The 17,289-nt window shown below is 62.7% G+C and carries 21 protein-coding genes; all 21 read right to left on the bottom strand.

The genetic code is table 11. The annotated features are described in order from the left end of the window. Positions 1–7: 7 nt before the first annotated feature. The 21 genes from FN835_RS08545 to FN835_RS08445 all read right to left on the bottom strand — a co-directional run bounded on the left by FN835_RS08545 (position 8) and on the right by FN835_RS08445 (position 17,131). Positions 8–2,110, bottom strand: coding sequence for a phage tail protein (locus FN835_RS08545; protein ID WP_185958617.1), 2,103 nt, complete (start codon positions 2,108–2,110; stop codon positions 8–10). Next, positions 2,100–2,519, bottom strand: coding sequence for a DUF6950 family protein (locus tag FN835_RS08540; RefSeq protein ID WP_142662787.1), 420 nt, complete (start codon positions 2,517–2,519; stop codon positions 2,100–2,102). Before FN835_RS08540 ends, FN835_RS08545 begins: the two co-directional genes overlap by 11 nt. Further along, complete coding sequence (locus tag FN835_RS08535; RefSeq protein ID WP_246098682.1) at positions 2,516–3,085, bottom strand: hypothetical protein; 570 nt, start codon at positions 3,083–3,085, stop codon at positions 2,516–2,518. The genes FN835_RS08540 and FN835_RS08535 overlap by 4 nt, the downstream gene beginning before the upstream one ends. Next, positions 3,082–3,738: a hypothetical protein gene (locus FN835_RS08530; RefSeq protein ID WP_142662785.1), complete on the bottom strand. Its 657-nt coding sequence runs from the start codon at positions 3,736–3,738 to the stop codon at positions 3,082–3,084. The genes FN835_RS08535 and FN835_RS08530 overlap by 4 nt, the downstream gene beginning before the upstream one ends. A gap of 2 nt (positions 3,739–3,740) precedes the next feature. Next, positions 3,741–6,359 (bottom strand): hypothetical protein, encoded by a 2,619-nt coding sequence (locus tag FN835_RS08525; protein WP_142662784.1) that lies wholly within the window; start codon positions 6,357–6,359, stop codon positions 3,741–3,743. 36 nt (positions 6,360–6,395) lie between these two features. Beyond that, a complete protein-coding gene (locus tag FN835_RS08520; RefSeq protein ID WP_142662783.1) occupies positions 6,396–6,605 on the bottom strand; it encodes a hypothetical protein in 210 nt (69 codons plus the stop codon). Positions 6,606–6,679: 74 nt separating this feature from the next. Continuing rightward, positions 6,680–7,036, bottom strand: a complete 357-nt coding sequence (locus FN835_RS08515) for a hypothetical protein (RefSeq protein WP_142662782.1) — start codon at positions 7,034–7,036, stop codon at positions 6,680–6,682. Positions 7,037–7,038: 2 nt separating this feature from the next. Continuing rightward, a complete protein-coding gene (locus FN835_RS08510; RefSeq protein ID WP_142662781.1) occupies positions 7,039–7,518 on the bottom strand; it encodes a phage tail protein in 480 nt (159 codons plus the stop codon). Next, on the bottom strand, positions 7,511–7,900 hold the full coding sequence (gene gp17 / locus FN835_RS08505; protein WP_142662780.1) for a tail completion protein gp17: 390 nt from the start codon (positions 7,898–7,900) through the stop codon (positions 7,511–7,513). Before gp17 ends, FN835_RS08510 begins: the two co-directional genes overlap by 8 nt. Positions 7,901–7,903: 3 nt before the next feature. Then, positions 7,904–8,419 (bottom strand): HK97-gp10 family putative phage morphogenesis protein, encoded by a 516-nt coding sequence (locus FN835_RS08500; protein ID WP_142662779.1) that lies wholly within the window; start codon positions 8,417–8,419, stop codon positions 7,904–7,906. Continuing rightward, positions 8,419–8,766 (bottom strand): head-tail adaptor protein, encoded by a 348-nt coding sequence (locus FN835_RS08495; RefSeq protein ID WP_142662778.1) that lies wholly within the window; start codon positions 8,764–8,766, stop codon positions 8,419–8,421. Before FN835_RS08495 ends, FN835_RS08500 begins: the two co-directional genes overlap by 1 nt. After that, entirely contained in the window at positions 8,766–9,305 is a 540-nt protein-coding gene (locus FN835_RS08490) for a head-tail connector protein (RefSeq protein ID WP_185958616.1), read from the bottom strand. The genes FN835_RS08495 and FN835_RS08490 overlap by 1 nt, the downstream gene beginning before the upstream one ends. Continuing rightward, entirely contained in the window at positions 9,302–9,688 is a 387-nt protein-coding gene (locus FN835_RS08485) for a hypothetical protein (RefSeq protein WP_142662776.1), read from the bottom strand. The genes FN835_RS08490 and FN835_RS08485 overlap by 4 nt, the downstream gene beginning before the upstream one ends. Before the next feature lie 69 nt (positions 9,689–9,757). After that, positions 9,758–10,969 (bottom strand): phage major capsid protein, encoded by a 1,212-nt coding sequence (locus tag FN835_RS08480; RefSeq protein ID WP_142662775.1) that lies wholly within the window; start codon positions 10,967–10,969, stop codon positions 9,758–9,760. Positions 10,970–11,002: 33 nt separating this feature from the next. Further along, entirely contained in the window at positions 11,003–11,674 is a 672-nt protein-coding gene (locus FN835_RS08475) for an HK97 family phage prohead protease (protein ID WP_142662774.1), read from the bottom strand. A 1-nt stretch (position 11,675) separates the two neighbouring features. Further along, entirely contained in the window at positions 11,676–12,800 is a 1,125-nt protein-coding gene (locus tag FN835_RS08470) for a phage portal protein (protein WP_221930402.1), read from the bottom strand. A 107-nt stretch (positions 12,801–12,907) separates the two neighbouring features. Next, positions 12,908–14,740 carry a terminase large subunit gene (locus tag FN835_RS08465; RefSeq protein WP_246098690.1) on the bottom strand — a complete coding sequence of 611 codons (1,833 nt, stop codon included), beginning with the start codon at positions 14,738–14,740 and terminating at the stop codon, positions 12,908–12,910. Continuing rightward, positions 14,715–15,188: a P27 family phage terminase small subunit gene (locus FN835_RS08460; protein ID WP_142662772.1), complete on the bottom strand. Its 474-nt coding sequence runs from the start codon at positions 15,186–15,188 to the stop codon at positions 14,715–14,717. Before FN835_RS08460 ends, FN835_RS08465 begins: the two co-directional genes overlap by 26 nt. Positions 15,189–15,339: 151 nt before the next feature. After that, positions 15,340–15,687 carry an HNH endonuclease signature motif containing protein gene (locus FN835_RS08455; RefSeq protein ID WP_142662771.1) on the bottom strand — a complete coding sequence of 116 codons (348 nt, stop codon included), beginning with the start codon at positions 15,685–15,687 and terminating at the stop codon, positions 15,340–15,342. 95 nt (positions 15,688–15,782) lie between these two features. Further along, complete coding sequence (locus tag FN835_RS08450; protein WP_142662770.1) at positions 15,783–16,565, bottom strand: hypothetical protein; 783 nt, start codon at positions 16,563–16,565, stop codon at positions 15,783–15,785. After that, positions 16,562–17,131 carry a hypothetical protein gene (locus tag FN835_RS08445; protein ID WP_142662769.1) on the bottom strand — a complete coding sequence of 190 codons (570 nt, stop codon included), beginning with the start codon at positions 17,129–17,131 and terminating at the stop codon, positions 16,562–16,564. Before FN835_RS08445 ends, FN835_RS08450 begins: the two co-directional genes overlap by 4 nt. Between the last annotated feature and the right edge of the window lie 158 nt (positions 17,132–17,289).

Genomic DNA, 17,289 nt, shown 5'->3' with positions numbered 1-17,289 from the left:
TAAAAGATCAGGTGACGCTGACGCTGCGCGGTGTGCCGCGCGGCCCGGCCACGCCCGAGGCGTTGATCGGTTCAGCCCAATACCAATAGGTGCCCGCCGCCAGCCCTGTGTCAGTCCAGCTGTCGATGGTGTTTGGTGTGCCATATTCAGTGCGAACCACGATCGCATCGGCGAAGATCGCCGAGGTGCCGCGATAGATCCGCGTGGCATCGAAGCGCGCACTGTTCGGCGTGCCGAAGGTCAGTTCCACCTGCTCCGACCCGCCCGTTGCGGTGAAGCTGGTCAGCGCAGGTGGTCCGATCGTGTCGGCTATGGCTGTGACGGTGATGGTCGCAGACCACGGCGACACCTTGCCATTGCGAACATTGCGGATCTGCCATTCATAAGCCGCGCCGTCGAGTAGGCCCGGCTGTTCATGCCGGGTCGATCCCTTGGGCACATCGACCACCTGCCACTGTTCCGCACCGGCCACCGAATAGCGCAGGCGCTGGCGATAGCTGCCGTCCTGTTCCGCCCATGACGAAACCAACATGGCGGAGCCAGACGTGGACGGCCCGGCCACGACCGAGAAGCCATCCACCGGATCGATGACGGAATCGCTTTCCAGCTTTTCATAGACCGGTCGCGGCGGAAATTCGGCCGCAGCAACCAGCCAGTCTTCGGGCCGGGTCGAGATGCCTTCGATCGGCCAAGTCATCCAGCTGTCGCCCATCGACAGCTTGCGCACTTCGAGAAAAAAACTGATGCCGCTGTCGGGATCCTCGAAACGCACGAACCGCTGGCCCCGCAGGCGCAGGCCGATGAACTTCAGCACGCCGGTCAGCCGGTATTGCGCATGATCCATCGCCGCCGCCCGCTTCGCCAAAGCGATCGCCTGATGATGCGATGACACCAGCGTTGCCTTGACCTCTTTCCGGGCTTTGCCGTCCCGCACCTTCCATGTGCCGGATGGTGTTTCGCGGTAGTCATTCGACGGCTCGATATAGCGGGTGATGTATTCATCCGCCGCGTCGATGTCCGTGGTTTCGGTGATCTGGTAGCTGATGAAATCCGCAGGCGTCAGCGTGATCTGCGGCTGCATCCAGCGCCCGGCATTGAAGCCGACCTTGCCATCAGCCGTGTCGTAGAAAAACCCATCCGCCGCGATCAGGAACTGCGCCCGGATATCGGCGAATGTCTGATCCGTGGAAAACACCCCATCTGCGCGCCAACGGGGCCGCGCCGCGCCTTCACCCGTCGCCACCATCTGGTCGCAGATATCTGCCTCCAGCGCCACGGCATCCCAATCGACCTGCAAACCCTGATAGGTCACCAGCTCATGGGCAAAGCACAGCGCCCAGTTCCGCGTGAAGCCGCGCGTATTGGTGCGCGGATCGAGGATCAGGTCATTGCCTTCGATCACCGGCGCGATGACGGGTTTCCCGTTCGGATAGATTTCGTTGAAATTGTCATCCTCCAGCCGCTTGGCCCGCGCCACGACATAGGCCAGCCCGGCCATGTCATGCGCAGCTGTCCATTCCGGGATGGAATCGACCAGCATCTGGTCTGCCGCCTGCGTCTGCGTGCCGCGATAGAAGCGCAGCCCGACATCGCCCACCGGGTCATAGGGCTTTTCGGTGACGAAGCTGTTGGCATTGAGCGTCACCAGACGGTTATCGACATACCATTCCAGCAACCCCTTCACGCGGTGCGCGGCGAGGATGACGGTATAGACGCGGTATTCCCGCTTGCGACCCTTGCCGGGATAGGTCGTGGGCACGCGGGTAAACTTGCTGACCCCGACCACACCGCCCTTGCGAACGATGCCGTAAACCCGTTCCTGATAGCTGACCGGCTGCTGCGGATTGTAATTGACCGCCGGGAAATCCATGCGCTGCGGCGGCATGAGCATCTGGACGGCCATACCCACCAGCGTGGCCACACCGACCGTCACAGCCATGGCGGCAAAGCCCCCGGCAGCAATGATGCCCGCGTTCACCAGCGCCCCCGCGACGGCCTGCCCGGCCCACATCCCCGCGATCGAGGTGATCAGGGGCAGGATCGGCGCGGCATCGGCAGGTGTCGCCAGCACGATCAGCACCAGCGCGGCCAGCAGAAACTTAAGGCGCATAACCCACCCCCCAGATCCGAAGCACCTGCGGAACAAGCCGCGCGTCATAAAAGGTCACACCGCCTTCGTCCTTGCTGGCCCAGCCGTTCTTGCCGGTCCAGATCGCGCCGAAGTGCTGGTAAGGGCCAAAGCTGAGGATGGCGATGTCACCCGGCGCGGCCTCTCCCACTGGCGGCAGGCACGCGACATCCTCAAAGCAGCGCGACGTGATGCCGAGGGGGTCACGCAGAAAGCCGGTCTCGCGCTGACAGCTGCTGCGATCGTGATAGGTCATGCGCACATCCTCCATGGGATCGGCCCATCCCTGCGCCACGCACCAGTCGGCAAGCGACAGCACGCAATCCATGCACCCCCATTCCCATGGCGTGATGCGCCACCGGTTCAATTCGGCGTAAAGCGGTGTGATCATCCGAACAGCGGCTCGTCGTTTTCGATTTCCTGCGGAATGTATTGCAGGCTGGGGTTCGCCCGCCCGATCAGTGCCGCATGGTCTTCGGTGTTGTAGATCAGGCGCGGCTGGTGATTGCCGGACGCGCCCAATGTTTCGAATGTCAGGGTGATCGAACGCTGCGCCGGACCATCAACCGTATAGGTCAGCCCGGTTTGCCGGCGCGTGGCGATCAGTTCCGGCGGCTCGACCGGCGCGCCCACCTGCGACAGGTCGGTGAAAGGCTGGGCATAGAAGCGCACGGGCAGGCCCTCGACATAGACCAGTCCGAGCTGCTTCATCTGCCCGACGAAATCGGGCCCATCAGGATCCTGCAGATAGGTGATCGTGATGCTGCCGCTGGGGGCGATGTCGCCCACCAGCATTTCCAGCTCCGGCACGTCCAGCAGGGTCGAGCCGATCCAGACCTGGCCATTCACATCGATGAACCGGCCATCCAGCCCCAGGATGAAGCGGAAGACGCCGCCCGCGGTGGTGACTTCGGCCAGACGGATGATCCCCAGGACTTCTGCACGCGCGTCGATCATGGCCGGTTGATCCATTCAGCAAAGGACAACTGTGGGGTCGAGACATCCCCCAGCCCGACTTCGGGATTGCCCATGGTATCCTCTCGGGCACGAAACAGGCCGTGGGCAATCAGATTGACTGTGGCCCCTGCGGCGGCTGCCCGGCGCAAAGGCATCTCAATGGTCAGGATCCAGTTGGCGCTGCCCGGCCCGACCCGCTGCCGATCGACAACCAGATAGGGCCAATCCGCGATCGAGATGTATCTGCCGATTCCGGCCCGGTGAAACGTCTCCGTCACAACGATCGAGGTGGCCCCCGGCGCGGCGGCATTGACCAGAGGCACGGTCGGACCGTCGCCGTAATTGCCGTTCAACGGGCGACCCCGGCTGTCCGCCTGCCCATAAGCGTTGGGCAGGTTGCTTTTTTCAAGCAAAGGCACGCGGTAGACGTTGGCCCGCCCGCGCGCTTTCGCCCGTGTGGCCCGCCAAAGCCGTATCGCCTCGCCGTGCAGGATCAGCTGTGGCGTGCCAATCCAGCGCGGGAAGGGCTGCAGGAAAATCTGTTCCGATCCTTCGGCCCCCTCGCCCGCCGATTGCGACCGCCAGTCGATATCCCAATCGCAGTTGAGCACCCGCATGACGCCATGCGGGATGGTGATGACGTTGTTCACCATTGTCAGATTGTCCTTCGCCGTTGTTTGTCCGCCATCACCCCCGGCATGGTCTTTTGCTGAGCGCGCGCCGAGACGCCGTCCCAAGCCCGTGCCCGCTGATCGACATAGCCGGTGACATTGCCGTTGCGAGGATCGATGCCGACCTTGACATTGACCTCTTGCGGGGCCGCTGCCGCGCGATCGACCATGCGCTTGGACAGACCATGCGGCACCACGTCAGACCCTTTCGGCAGTGAGACGACTTCCCCACCGCGCTCGTTGATCTGCGCCAGACCGCCCCGGAAGTTTTTCACCCCGGTGGCAAACGCCGGAATGGCCGGAAGGCCCGCCCCGCGCAAGGCACCCGCCAATACGTCACCCCTGCCCCGGAACCAGTTGCCGACATTGGCGAAAGAGAACCCGCCCATGCCGCCGCCGCCCATGAAGGCATTATCCCACATCGCCGCCGCCCTCATCTCCAAGAGCTTGGCGATCACGTTGGTCAGAGCGTCCTTGATGCTCATGGCGCCCGAAGCCACCGACTTGAAGGTATCCTTGAAGGTGCTGCGGAGATCCTGTGCCCGCTCATTGGCAGTTTCGAGGGTCTTGTTCTGCCGGGTCAGTGAAGCGATCTGTTGCCCCGTCGCGCTGGTTGCCGTGACCTGCGCCTCTTTAAGATTTTCCCAAACCGCCACTTCCGTATCCGACAGGCCGAAGGTGCCTTTGAGTTTTTCATTCTCTTCACGGAGCCGTTTCATCACCTCCTGTAGCGGGGTCAGCTTGTCCTTGGCTTTCTTGGCCTTCTTGCCTGCCTTGTCAGTCTTGTCGCCGAGGTCATCCATCGATCCGGCGGCACCGCCCGCCGTCTCGCCAAGCACCGCGATTTCCGAAGATGTGCCCGCCAAGGTATCCTTGACGCGCTGCCACGCCGTCATCGGCTTGGCATCCGCCGCCGCCGCGAGCTTGCCCGAGGCTTCGCGATACGCATCCGCCTGACCACGCAATTCGTCGGCACTGGCGCGCAACCCGTCTATGACGCCGGAAGGCGCGCTGAACGTGTCGGTGTTGAAGCCTTCCATGAAGGCATCCCGCGCCGCCGCGCCCGCATCGCGGATCTTGCCTGCATAGGGGTTCTGCACTTCCGGCAGTTTGATTTCCCCGATCAGCTCGATAGGCTCCGCACCCGCGATCGCGCGGACCTTGTTCAAACCAGCGATAAAGGCGTCGATAGGTTTTGCGGCCTGTGTCAGCATCCAGCCGACCGCAGTGATCAGACCGTTCGCGGCCTGATAGGCGGCATCGCCGATCGCGGCAGGCAGCATCGACCAGATCGCGGTCACCGCCTCATAGGCCCCGCGATAGATGCCGACATAGCGGTTGGCAAATTCCACAGCCCCGCCGATTAGACTGGCGAACATATCGCGCGCACCGGCCTGCACGTCCTTCAGCATGCCGTCCAGATTGGCGGTCATCGCCTGCGCCCGCAGCCCGATGTAATCCAGCGCTTCCCGCGCAGCGTCACCGACGAGTTTCAGGGCGGTGCTAAATCCGCCCGAGGCGGAAACCAGCTGCATGAACTTGCCGACAAGGTATCCGGCACCGACGACGATGGCGCCGATCCCGGTCGAGATGATGGCCGCCTTGAGAAAGCCGAAGGCGATGGCCAGCCCCTTCGTCGCGACACTGGCTAGCGCCGCCGCGCGTGACTGCGCGCCAAGTGCCATTTCCAGCGCGACCGACTGCACGACGAAGGCCACCATGGCGCGGACCGCAGAGACGCCGACCGCGACCGCGTATTTTGCGGCAAAGGCCACCGCGACAACCGCCGCAACCCCGGCCAAGGTCCGCAGCGCATCCGAGATCACCGCAGCGTGCTGGTGAAAGAACGTCGCTGCCGCCGTGACCGCAACCGCCAGCGCCTTGATCACCGGCACGGCCTGCGCGCCGATGGTGTTTTTCATGCCCTCGACGGCCATGCGCATTTCAGAAATGGCAGACTTGCCTTCGCGCAGCGAGGCCAGCATTGGCCCGCTCATGATCGCGCCCATACGTTGCGCGCGATCGCCGTATTCGGTCATGAGCGCGCCGCCGTTCTTCAAAAGCGGCAGCAGCAGCGTGCTGTCGGATGCCATCGCCTCCATGTAGAAGGTGAAATCCTGTTGGTTGACGTTCGCTTTTTCGAGCGACGACACGTAAAGCTGGAGCGCATCCGCACCCGACAGGTTGCGGAAATGCTGTGCGGTGACGCCGACCTTTGGCCCGATTTTTTCAAAGAAATCGGCCATCGGCCCGCCGCCCGTCTGGACGAAATCACCAACCCGATCGTTCACGTCTTTCAGGATATCGCCCAGCTTTTCCTGTTCGATCCCCACGGATTTCGCGCCCGCGCTCCAACGCTGAAACTGATCGGGCAGAGTATTGGCAACCTGCGACAGCCGGTCGATTTCAGCCCCGGCCTGCACGGCCCCCATGCCCATCGCCGTCATGGCGGTGCCGAAGGACGCAACCAGACCGGCAGCTATCTTGCCTGCCTGCGCCGCAAACCGCGCCAGTTTGCTGCTGGACTGGCCGAGGCCACGGGAAAACTGTGCGCTATCGAGACCCAGATTGACGCGCAACGCGCCGATGACCGATGCGACCATAGCCCACCCCGTGATGAATGAAGAAAGCCGGGCGTGTTACGGCCCGGCAGATTGGGCCAACGCCCGGTCGATCCGATCCCACACCTCATGGAACCGCTTGGCGCGCGCGCGCGGATCGGGCTTTTCGCCCATGAACGCGCGCAGTTCGATCGGCTTTTCGAGATGCGGGAGCATGGCTCCGAACCAGACGTTTTCCCGATCGCGCCGCACGCGATCGGCAGCGCCGTCGAGTTCCAGAAACAGCAACCGGGGCGTCAGGTCCCAGAACCGTGCCGGGTCCAGCCCCGCCGCGACATAAGCCCGAAGGGCCGCGCCGATATCTAGCGGCGCGCTGCCGCCTTCCGGGCCTTGGGCTTTCCCGCATGGGCTGCATCGGCATCGGGGCCGCTGCCGTTCATCAAAGCTTCGAAGGCATCGCCGTTTTCAGCCATGATGTCATCGACCAGCCAGCGATCCGCCTCATCGGCGTGATAGCGTTGCAGCGCCGCGATAAAGGTATCGCGCACGATAGTCAGGGGCGGCATCCAATTGGCCGCAGCATCTTTCGGCGGCTCCATGCGCTCCAGAAAATCGTCGCCGTGTTCGGCCTGCAATTCAGCCAGGACGCTCATGCCGAGCCAAAGGCGGTAGGTTTTGCCGCGCGCCTTCAGCGTTACATCACCTCGAACATTGGCCATGTTCAGGCCCCTCCGCCGGGCAGCGGACGCGGGTCAGGCGTGACGCGCTCAAAGATCTTGAACGCGACATTGACCATGCGCTTTTCGCCGACCGAACCCGAAGGGGTGAAGGCATTGACGTAGCCGCGATAGGTGCGGCGCAGACCGGCGACCACCATTTCGATCAGCACGTATTCTTCCGTGCCCGCCTCGGTCAGCGCGGCCAGTTCGTCCAGCAACTCGTCGCCTTCATCGGTGGCCCACAGTTGCTTTTCCACCGTGTAATCGGCGACAGGCATCAGGCCCGGCTTGGTTTCCCGCGACCGGCCCGGCGACTGCTGATGCGTCACATCCTGATCTTCGGGGGCCTTTTCCGGCACACCCAAGGTTTCGATGCCGTAGATTTGCAAGAAGGTCGCGGGGCCGCCGCCACCGGCAGCGAAACGACCGATATGCAGCTGATCGTCCCAGCTGACTGCGGCCTCTGATTGGCGTTCAGGCATTGGCGTCTCTCCAGTTCGTGATGAAGTCCATCGAAATCCAGTAAGGGCGATCGACCGCCCCCTGATCCTTGTTGCTGCGCTGCTGGGCCTGCGTGATCAGCTGGAAATTCCCCCCGCTGAAACAGTGCAGCACGTCGCGCACGCGCCGGGCGGCTATGGTCGCCCCGCCGAATGTGAGGTCGTAAACATCGACCTGCACCCTGCTTTGCCAGAGCGCGTCCGACCCCTGCTGGGTAAGACCGTCCTCATTGGAGATCAGATGCAGGACGATGGCGGGCGGGCGCTGGCCCTGCGGCACCTCGCCCCAGTTGATCCTGTCCGCCGCGACAATAGCGGTCAGCGCCGCTGACCCGCGCAGCAGCGCCAGAAATTCTTCTTCCATGGCTCAGACCTCCCAACCGTCGCGCTTGGCCTGCCGCTTTGCTGCCCGTTCGATGAACTGCATCAGGATCGGCCCGAGCCGCGCCACCGTGGGCCGGGCTTCGGCATCATAGGCCGGGCGCATGAAGGGCTGGGGCGCGGTGCCGGGATGCTTCGACCCCTTGAACACGCCGCCCTGAATGTGCGGGGCGGTGCCGAACTCGACCAGATGGCCATGACGCCCGCCTTGGCCGAGTTTGTAGGATGGGCCAACGTAAAGCTCGATCGCGGATCGCTCCTCCGCAGTCAGCCTGCGCCTTGCCCGCTTTTGGCTTTTGTTGAGCAAACCGCCGATGATGATGGAGTCGCGCAAATCGCCGTCATCGACAGGGGCCAGCGACTTCGCCTTTTCCTTCATCGGCTCAGCAGCCTTGCGCAAGGATTGCCGCAGCACGCTACGGCCCACCGATTTTGAGAGGTTGTCCAGCGACTTTTCGAGTTCCGCCAGACCCTGCACACTCATCCGCGCTGAATTCGCCATCAATCGGTCCTTGCGGTTGCGGTGATTTCCAGCCGGTCAAGCCGGCCGATTTCCTTGATGCCCGCGATGTCATAGACCAGACCGCCGCAGACCAGCCGATCCTTGGGCGTGATGCCGCGCGTGAAGCTGCTGGAGCGCACGACGAAACGGCTCATCATGCTGGCCTCAATCCCACCGGACTTGGCCCGCTCCGCGTCGGAAGCATCCTTGCGGCTGCCCCAAACCGGGGTGCCGAGGTTGTCGGCATCAGGATTGTCTTCGTTCCATCGCAGCACGGTCTGGAACCTATCGTCCTGCACAGTGGCACGGCGGAACTGGATGCGCCGATCAAGATCCCCGGCCCCCATCATACCCACCTTGTTTTCAGCGGCGACAAGAGCGCGTGCACAGCAAATGGCCACGCCGTGACGCTACCTTCCGTGACGGCCTCGCGGTTGCGGAACCAATGACCGATCAGCAGCAGCATCGCGGTTTTGATCGCGGGCAAGGCGTCATCCGGTGTCGAGGCGCTGAAATCCACTTCTGCGCGCCGATCGTTCGGAGCGTTGAAGCTGATATAGGTCGATGCGCCGCGATCGCAGCGGGTGATTTCCGCCTCTTGTTCGTCGCCGTCTTCATCAAACCAGCGCGCGGTGACGGTATCGATATGGGGAAACGGCAGATGCAGGCCGCGCAAATCCTCGCCCGGCTCAAAGCTCATGCGCCATGTCTGGGGCTGGATGCAGCGCCCAAGCACACCGCGCGGCCCGTCGAGATGGGAGATGGCGGCAGCAATCAGTGCCCGGATCGTGCCGTCCTCATCCCCGTGATCGACGCGCAAATGTGCCTTCACATCCGGCAGCGGCAGGAAGTCCGCATCAGGTTCTACGATCCGGGCGAGTTTCACGACGATGCCTTATTGCTGGGCACCGACTGGGCCTTGTTCTGAGGCGCAGGTTCGGCCTTTTTGCTGCCAGCATCTGCTGCGGATGCATCCTCGCCGGTTTTCGGCTGCGGCGCGGCGGCGTTGCTGGCATCCGCACTGGACTGTTTGTCACCTGCCGTGGACGGGCCAGCTGCCGCATCACTTGCAGGTTTCGGTTCCAGAGGAATGGCGCTCTGAGCATCCGTGCTCGAGGGACCGTCACCGGCTGCGACAGCTTCATCACGGGCCGGGCGCAGAACCCCAGCCTTTACCAGATGCTTGACCTTGGCCTCATCCGCCACGCGGGTGTCGCCGGTCAGATACATCTTGTCGCCTTCGTGTTCACGCAGAACATCGTATTTCATGACAGCCTCCGCTGATGATGAACGCGGGCGACCAGAGCCGCCCGCGAGGGTTCGTTTCAGAACAGGGGATCAGCCGCCCGCTGCGGGCGCGATGTCGCCGTAGACGAAGGCTTCGGGGCGGTAGAGCGCCAGCGCGATGCGCTCTTCCGCCAAGATCGTCAGCAGGTTGCGGGTGAAGTCGTCATTCTCGAAACCGACTTCGATCCGCGAATCCCAGAGATCGAAAACCTCCGCGCCCATCTGGAACGCGCCGGTCAGGAACTTGCCGACTGCCATGGCCGGGGTTTCGACAACCGGCAGACGCCACAGGCTGGCCGGGGCACTGCCCTGCGGCTGGCCGATGATATGACGGCCCATGCCATCTTTCTGCAACTCGATCGATGCCCAGTCGATCGGGTTCAGCACGTGGCCAGTCGCGGGCAGCAGCGCCAGCGCGGCTGGCAGCTGCGCGATCCGCAAGGTGTCGATGATCGTCAGACCTTCGGTGACCACGCCTGCCGGAATGGCGTAGGCAGTTGCCTGCGGCACGATGCCCAAGAGGTTCTGACCGACGCCGTCACCAAACAGCAGCTGCTGTTCTTCCTTCAGATCGAGGCCGAACAGCAGACGATTGTCGATATGCGAACGCAGCTGCGACACGTCGCTCAGCGCCTGCTTGGAGACTTTCATCCAGTGCGCGATGGTGCGCGCCGAGGTCGCGATCAGTTCCAGCTGGATGTCGGATTCGGGCTTCTTGGTGCCTTCTGCGTGCATCCCGGCGTTGTTGGTGAAGCCCTTTTCTTGGATGTATTCCAGCGCGGCGGTATTGATGCGGCCTTGCGAAATCAGGTCGCGAACGACCAGACGGCGCTGCGGCTGCTCGATCATACCCGGCAGGCGCGTGCGATCGGTGGCCGCGCCGACCGAACCGGCAGCGTCAACCGTGGACGTGGTGATCGTAGCTTTGACCGCCATATCCGACTTGCCCTGACGCGGGCGACCATCAGCCCACGCTTTGAAGCCTTCGGATTCCACGAACTGTTCGCCAAGCGACTGTGCGGCCTCTTTGCCGTCACCACCGCCGCGCGCCATCTTTTGCGCCAGTTCGGTGACCTGACCGGCCAAATCGTTCATCTTGATCAGCGCTTCGTCCGCATCGCCTTTCAGCTTTTCGGTCAGCGCCTCGCCCGCCTTAGCCTTGCCAAGCGCCTCTTCGGCGATCGCCTTGACCTTGGCGTTGGCCTCGTCCTGCGCAGCCTTGAACTCCGCCGCGAGTTGCTCGGGCGTTTTCTGTCCCGACATGGGGAACCTCCTTTATGTGTGGAAACCGGGCGTTCAGCCCGCGAGAGCCTGCAGGAATGCAAGGCCCGTAGCCGCATCGTCAGGTTCCCCCTGACCTTTCAGGTGGACGCGCGCGGCACGCTCCGCCTGCGAGTTCGAGAGGCTGAAGGCCCCCTTCAGCAGATCCTCAAACTCCCGCTCCGAAAGCCGGTCCCCGGCCCGAAGCTTTTCCGTGATTTCGTGCAACCGCCGTTCCGACTTTACGGATGCGATGGTCGCGTTCTTATTGGCGCCGATGCTGACAACCGAAACTTCCATCAGGTCCAGCTTGGTCAGCGTCCAGATATCGTTGTCCTCATCGACCTCGTAGCCCTTGATCCGGTAGCCGATCGACAACCCGTCGATGTCGCCCGCCTTCAAAAGCTCGTAAGCCTCGCGGCCCCGCTGCACGCCCATATTCAGCTGACCGCTGACCAGCAAACCCTTATCGTCCTCACTGGCCTCCAGCCATTTGCCGATCGGCTCGCGCGGATCGTGCTGCCAGAACATCTTCGGCATGGTGCCGCGCGCCTTAGGGGCGGCCAGCGTTTCGGTATAGGCACCGGCAGCGATGATATCGCCGTAGCTGTCGGGATCACCGCCGAAGGTGCTGGCGTAGCCTTCGAAGCTTCCCTTGTCGCCGAGCGCCTTGATATCGAGAAGCGCGGCACCTGTTTTGACCTGCATGTCAGACCTCATCCGAACCGGCACCGTCGATCAGCCCTTGCAGCGCTGAGATCGGCACGTTCTGTTTCTGGATACGCGGCACATCGCCGCCTTCGACAGGCGGCAGGTTTTCCTTGCCGCGCACCTCGTTGATCGTCAGCCAGCCGTCATTCAGGCCAGACTTGTAAAACGCGGCCCGGCCTGCGCTGTCGCCGCGCAGCAGCCCTTCGAGATTGAACTCGATCCGAACGCCTTTGGCCCGGTCTGCCGTGGTCAAAAGCTGCTTTTCCAGCGCCGCCTCTATCCGCTTAAGGCGGCGGCGCAGCGTGAACTTCTGAAACAGAAGCACCTGCTGTTCGACGCCCGTGGGCCAGCTGGTCGTGGCTGAGCTGTGCTGGATCATCACCGGCGGCACACCGAAGAACCGGCAGATTTCCTCGATCGAGAAACCGCGCGATTCCAGCATCTGGGCATCTTCCGGCGTGATGCTGAAGGCGCTCCATGTCACGCCGCCCTCTGCCACGAACGGCTTGCCGGTATTGGCCGCGCCCATAAAGCCCTCGACCATATAGGTGCGCGCAATCTCTCGGTTCTCGTCCGATAGCCAGTCAGCGAACTGCAAAGCACCGGAAGGCCGCAGACCGTTCTTGAACATAGCCGCAGCAGTGACGTTCGCCGCCATGGCCAGAGAAAAGGTCGGGCGCGCGAAGGTCAGCGTAGACAGCCCACCCAATGCATCCCCGCCCGGCCCCCGGATATGCAGCATGTCGTCTTCGGTGACCTCGTGGCTTTTGCCATTCTCTGACCATCGGTAGCGCAGCACACCATCGCTGGCCCGCGACACCTTCACGATGTCCGGCCGCACAGGTGTCAGGCCGATGACCCGCCCGCGCAGTCTTTCTTTACGGGCATAGGCATTGCCCCAAAGTTCGATCGCCATGGTCTGGAGATCCCAGAAATCCAAGGCGGTCTGGTCGTGGTTGGGGCTGTCATGCAGCACCGAATATAGCGGATGGTCACGCAGGATGTCCCGCGCGCCATCCTTACCGCTGGCATACACTTGCAGAGGGAGGGAACTGATCGTGCCCGCCAGCAGATTGACACAGCCCCAGACACCAGACAGCGCCATGCTGCTGCGGGCGCTCACCTCAAATCCAGTTTCCATGGCGCGCGCGGCGCTCTGTTCGGACATCGGTTTCTTGAGGTCGAGGGGCCGTTTTCCGTCCGCCCAACCGAACATTTTGCGCAGCAAGTTCATGTGGGCACCAAGCTTTTGAAGTAGGAATTGAGGCGTTTCTTCTCGGCCTCTTTCGGGGCGCGGCAGAGCGCCATGCCGACGCCCATGGCTTTCGACACCATGCCGTCGATCCGCCCATAGGCATTCGGCTTGTCAAACATCCGGTGCCCGGTGCGGTTCTCGGCATAGACGACGCTCGCGGCCATAGAATCGAGCAGCGGATTATGATCGATCAAGATACGCTCCTCGCTGATGGCGGCTTCGAGTTTGTTGATGCTGTCCGGCATCCACAGGTAGATTTCCTGCTGGCCCTCGGGTGCCTTCGGGTCTTTCTCAAGCACGCGCTTTTGGAACCCCTGCGGGTGGATCTCTGCCGGAATCGTCGCGCCGATATCGGTCATGTGTTCCTGCAAACGCTCCAGTCCATACTGGTCGCAGCCGATCGCCTGCGGCGCGAAACGGGCATTGATGCGCGCAATTGCATCGGCCAGCCACGCATATTTCAGGCGTTCCCCCGGAATGGCCTCCAGAAAGCCCTGCCGTTCCCAAAGATCATAGGGCGTCTGATCGACCGCCGCGCGATCGGCCAGCGTATCCTTGGGGGTCCAGAACCACGTGTGCGAAGCAAAACGCTCGGCGTCCCGCGTCGGATCGATCAGCCAGACCAATGTCAGCGCCGTAAAGTCGCGGGTCTGGCTGAGATCGAGGCCACCATAGCAGGGGTAACCGCGTTCGATCATCTCATCCAGATCGACCTTGCCCACGCATTTAAGCCAGGACTCGCGCTTGATCGCGGCCTTTTGCGCCTGCGTCCATTCGCAGAAGTGCAGCCGGGCGATACCGTTGCGCTTGCCCGGCATCTTCTTGGCCTGTTCAACCTGCGCCGCCAGCCACTCTTCGGTGATGGTCGCACCCAGCAGCGGGTTCGCCTTGACCCAGCATGAAGGGTCGTTTTCCCAGTCGTCGCCGTCATCCAGCGAACACACGAAAGCGAACGTGGTATCGTCTTCCACGATACCGGACGCGACCCGGACGCCATGCTGATGCTCTTCCCAGCAGATCGACTTGCGATCGGACCCGCTGTTCGTCGCCATGCACAGAAGCGGCTGGAGCCGGAACTTGAAGCCGCGTTCCAAGAGATCGATGGTGTCGCGGTTGGGATGCTCATGCACCTCATCGCAGAGCGCGGCATGGGGTCGAGGCCCCGACTTGCCGCCGGATTTCGCCTCGTTCGCGATCGGTTTGAAATAGCGCTTGCCGCCATCCTTGCCGCGATAACTCATCTGCCAGACCGGATTCTGGCCCTGCATCTCGACGCGGCTCGACAGGCGCGGCGACTGCTCGACCATGGCGACGGCGTCAGCAAAGAGGATGCGCGCCTGATCCTTGTTCGCCGCGGCTGAATAGACTTCGGCGCGCGCCTCGCCATCCGCGATCATCAGGTAAAGGCCGATGCCGCCCAGCATGGGGCTTTTGCCGTTGCCCTTGCCTTCCTCATCATAGAAGCGCCGGAACCGGCGCAGCCCTGTGGCCGCGCGTTTCCAGCCGAAGAGCGAACCGACACGGAACGCTTGGCTGGGATGCAGGATGAACGGCTTACCTTCGAACTGACCACCATTGAGCCGCAGGTTGCGGGCAAACCAACCGATGACATTCTTTGCCGCATCCACATCCCAGAGAAGACCGCGCGCCGGGCCGTCTTCGAGATCGCGTAAATGCCGCGCCGCTGCGTCCCGAACATGCGGCCCCGCGATGATCAGACCGGCCACCACATCCTCTGCCCATGCGGTCACAGGATCAGCCCTGTAACGATCGCTGGCGAAATCAGGTGAAATCGTCATCGTTGTCACCGCCAAAGTTGAAGCCCATCTGACCCGAGCCTCCCAGAGCCCGCTCAGCGGCAGGCGTCATGCCGAAATCGCTGGCCAGCGCGCGGATCTGTCGCCACGTCTCATTCAGCTGGGCGACCTCGGGTCGGGATTTCTGCTGCGTGCCATTGCGCGTTTTGGCGGTATAGGTCTCGCCCTCTTCCTCCAGCAGCACGGTGTAACGCTCATATCGCACGACCGATCGGCAAAGCTGGACGAACATGAACACATTCGCCTCGTTGAGACGGTCTTTCGTCGGATGGCAGAGCGGCGGTGCGAGCCGGTCGTAAACCCAGCGCACTTCATCCAGCAGACCTTCGGGACGCAGCTGCGCCGCCTTTGCCAAAGCACGGGCCTGCAAGTTGTGACCGGATTCGCCGTCCTTCATCGGAACGACGACACTTTCGGCAGGCTTGCGACCCCGAGCCATGGCTAAATCCCTTCCTTACTCCCTCAAGAGGTGGCTTTTTCTATTCAATTTCAGGTTCGCACACAGAAAGCGTCCCCCTCCGGTCCGGGACTGCCGACCTCCCAGCTTTTCCCCACCCCCCCTTTGACCCGGTCCCATCGATCCGGGGCGATCAGCGGTTGGCAGGGTGCGCTGGATCGATCGGCCAGCCGTCCGGCCCGCGTTCGTTCGAGTAACCCCGAACCTCTTCGCGCTGTTTGATGATGTCGTGATGATCCGGGCAGAGGGTCTGCCAGTTGGTCGTATCCCAGAAAAGGTCGAGGTCACCGCGATGCGGGACGATGTGGTCAACGACAAGGAACCTGCGCCGCCGGTTCGACTGGCTGTCGCCCGCCAAGGTCAGCGACCCGTCATTCAACAGCCCGCGTTGGCGGCATAGACGGCAGAGCGGTTCAGCCCTGAGATGTGCGAGGCGACCCTTTCTCCAGCGCGCCGTCTTGTAAAGCGGGTGGCGCGACATGGTGACCTCGCAACGAGAAGCGCCCGCAAGGGATTATCCCTGCGGGCGCACTTCTAGATGATGTCAAAAGGTATATGGCCGTGTGATATAAGCGGTCAAGAACTTTTATGCGGGGCACCATTCATTCGGTCCAGCGCGGCAGCCAGTGCCGCGTGCAGTGACTTCACATTCTGCCCAGACACCGCCCAACCATGCCGTTCAAGAACGTCACGGAAAGAGCGACCATGCAGGCAGATCGCATCAACCAAAGCGCGATCGCCAATGATCTGCGCCCCGGCCTGACCGCGCGCCGATGGCCGAACCCGACGCACTGACATGGCAACGCCGCCGCCGATCTGTTTCTGCATCCAAGCAATGGCCTGCCCTTCGGCGACAAAGGCATCAATGAACTCGCCACCGCTGATGCCACCACCGCCGCGCGCTTCCATGCTGGCGCATTTCATGCCGCCCGCGTCATGCCGCTCGACCAGATCGCGATAAAGTCGTGCCACCGTCACCTGCGATCGGGTGAAGGGCGACTTGCACGGTTTGCCGTCCTTGTCTGTCCGGGCAGCCGCGCGCCGGTCGAGGTCATCGAAGATGTCGGCAGCGCGTGACGCCTTGAACCCTTCCCAGCCGGTGAACTGGGTGATGTAATCGTCCCTGCGACCGATCGCATCGGGCTTGGGCGCGTTGACATGCGGTGTCACCGCAACCTGTAGACCACGGGCAGGTGCGACCGGGATGCCCGGCCCGCACCCGACCGCAGGCGTGGCGCGGGCAAGGATGGCATCCAGCCGCGCCCGCTCGCCGATCAGACGTTCCCGCCCAGCCTCGCGATCGAACACAACTCCGCCACCCAGAACATCGTCCTGTTCCATTTCAACCATGTCCTTCATGCGGCTTGCCCCTCTGCTTGCCCGGATTGGATGGCCTCGATATCGGCCATGTCTTGATGCCATTCGGCCAGCCACGCCTTGTCGGCATCGCTGGCCAGCCCGGCCTGAATATTTTCGCTGATGACGATGCGCCGCCGCCGGTTCTGTTCGGCCTCATCCTTCAATTGCGCGATGATGTAGCGACCGGGCGGCGGGCCGATGCGCTTGGCGATCTGGAACAGTTCGACCGCCCAGCCCTCATCGCGGGCGGCGCGCCCCATGGCCGAGCGGATCAGGCTCATCGCATAATCGCAGTCGCGTGGCGGCGGGCATTGCAGGGTATAGGCCCAAGCTCTGATCAACCCCTCATCCGGCCATTGGCCTTTGACCGCGTGGCGCAGGATCAGATCAACCATGCCGCGCAGGTTTGCATCGGTCATATAGGCCAGCCGCCCGCGCAGACGATCGAGCATTTCGTCCTGCGCATTGGCGCTTGCTCCGCGCTTGCGCTTGTAGCCAAGCCCCGCCAAGGGCTGGATCAGCAGCACGTCAACACGCGCTTTGGCTTCGGCATTTGGCAAAGTCATCGCAATCCCCTTTCCCCAGCCACTCGACTTATCCACAGGAACCGCCGTTCGGCCCCTCTAAGGAATTTCATGTCATGTCTTTGTCGGTGTGATGTTCTGTCCTTGTCCTGTAGGGCAATTACAGTTGCGGGCCTGAAAACTTGCCGAAATCCGACTGT

The organism is Paracoccus laeviglucosivorans, from assembly GCF_900182695.1.
Taxonomy (GTDB): domain Bacteria; phylum Pseudomonadota; class Alphaproteobacteria; order Rhodobacterales; family Rhodobacteraceae; genus Paracoccus; species Paracoccus laeviglucosivorans.
The sequence above is the reverse complement of the archived record's forward strand: the minus strand, read 5'-3'. Positions and strand labels throughout refer to the sequence as shown.

What these genes read in the sequence shown, in the direction of transcription:
- FN835_RS08545 (WP_185958617.1), bottom strand. Translation starts at nt 2,110, where the DNA reads ATGCGCCTTAAGTTTCTGCTGGCCGCGCTGGTGCTGATCGTGCTGGCG.
- FN835_RS08540 (WP_142662787.1), bottom strand. Translation starts at nt 2,519, where the DNA reads ATGATCACACCGCTTTACGCCGAATTGAACCGGTGGCGCATCACGCCA.
- FN835_RS08535 (WP_246098682.1), bottom strand. Translation starts at nt 3,085, where the DNA reads ATGATCGACGCGCGTGCAGAAGTCCTGGGGATCATCCGTCTGGCCGAA.
- FN835_RS08530 (WP_142662785.1), bottom strand. Translation starts at nt 3,738, where the DNA reads ATGGTGAACAACGTCATCACCATCCCGCATGGCGTCATGCGGGTGCTC.
- FN835_RS08525 (WP_142662784.1), bottom strand. Translation starts at nt 6,359, where the DNA reads ATGGTCGCATCGGTCATCGGCGCGTTGCGCGTCAATCTGGGTCTCGAT.
- FN835_RS08515 (WP_142662782.1), bottom strand. Translation starts at nt 7,036, where the DNA reads ATGGCCAATGTTCGAGGTGATGTAACGCTGAAGGCGCGCGGCAAAACC.
- FN835_RS08510 (WP_142662781.1), bottom strand. Translation starts at nt 7,518, where the DNA reads ATGCCTGAACGCCAATCAGAGGCCGCAGTCAGCTGGGACGATCAGCTG.
- gp17 (WP_142662780.1), bottom strand. Translation starts at nt 7,900, where the DNA reads ATGGAAGAAGAATTTCTGGCGCTGCTGCGCGGGTCAGCGGCGCTGACC.
- FN835_RS08500 (WP_142662779.1), bottom strand. Translation starts at nt 8,419, where the DNA reads ATGGCGAATTCAGCGCGGATGAGTGTGCAGGGTCTGGCGGAACTCGAA.
- FN835_RS08495 (WP_142662778.1), bottom strand. Translation starts at nt 8,766, where the DNA reads ATGGGGGCCGGGGATCTTGATCGGCGCATCCAGTTCCGCCGTGCCACT.
- FN835_RS08485 (WP_142662776.1), bottom strand. Translation starts at nt 9,688, where the DNA reads ATGAAATACGATGTTCTGCGTGAACACGAAGGCGACAAGATGTATCTG.
- FN835_RS08480 (WP_142662775.1), bottom strand. Translation starts at nt 10,969, where the DNA reads ATGTCGGGACAGAAAACGCCCGAGCAACTCGCGGCGGAGTTCAAGGCT.
- FN835_RS08475 (WP_142662774.1), bottom strand. Translation starts at nt 11,674, where the DNA reads ATGCAGGTCAAAACAGGTGCCGCGCTTCTCGATATCAAGGCGCTCGGC.
- FN835_RS08460 (WP_142662772.1), bottom strand. Translation starts at nt 15,188, where the DNA reads ATGGCTCGGGGTCGCAAGCCTGCCGAAAGTGTCGTCGTTCCGATGAAG.
- FN835_RS08455 (WP_142662771.1), bottom strand. Translation starts at nt 15,687, where the DNA reads ATGTCGCGCCACCCGCTTTACAAGACGGCGCGCTGGAGAAAGGGTCGC.
- FN835_RS08450 (WP_142662770.1), bottom strand. Translation starts at nt 16,565, where the DNA reads ATGAAGGACATGGTTGAAATGGAACAGGACGATGTTCTGGGTGGCGGA.
- FN835_RS08445 (WP_142662769.1), bottom strand. Translation starts at nt 17,131, where the DNA reads ATGACTTTGCCAAATGCCGAAGCCAAAGCGCGTGTTGACGTGCTGCTG.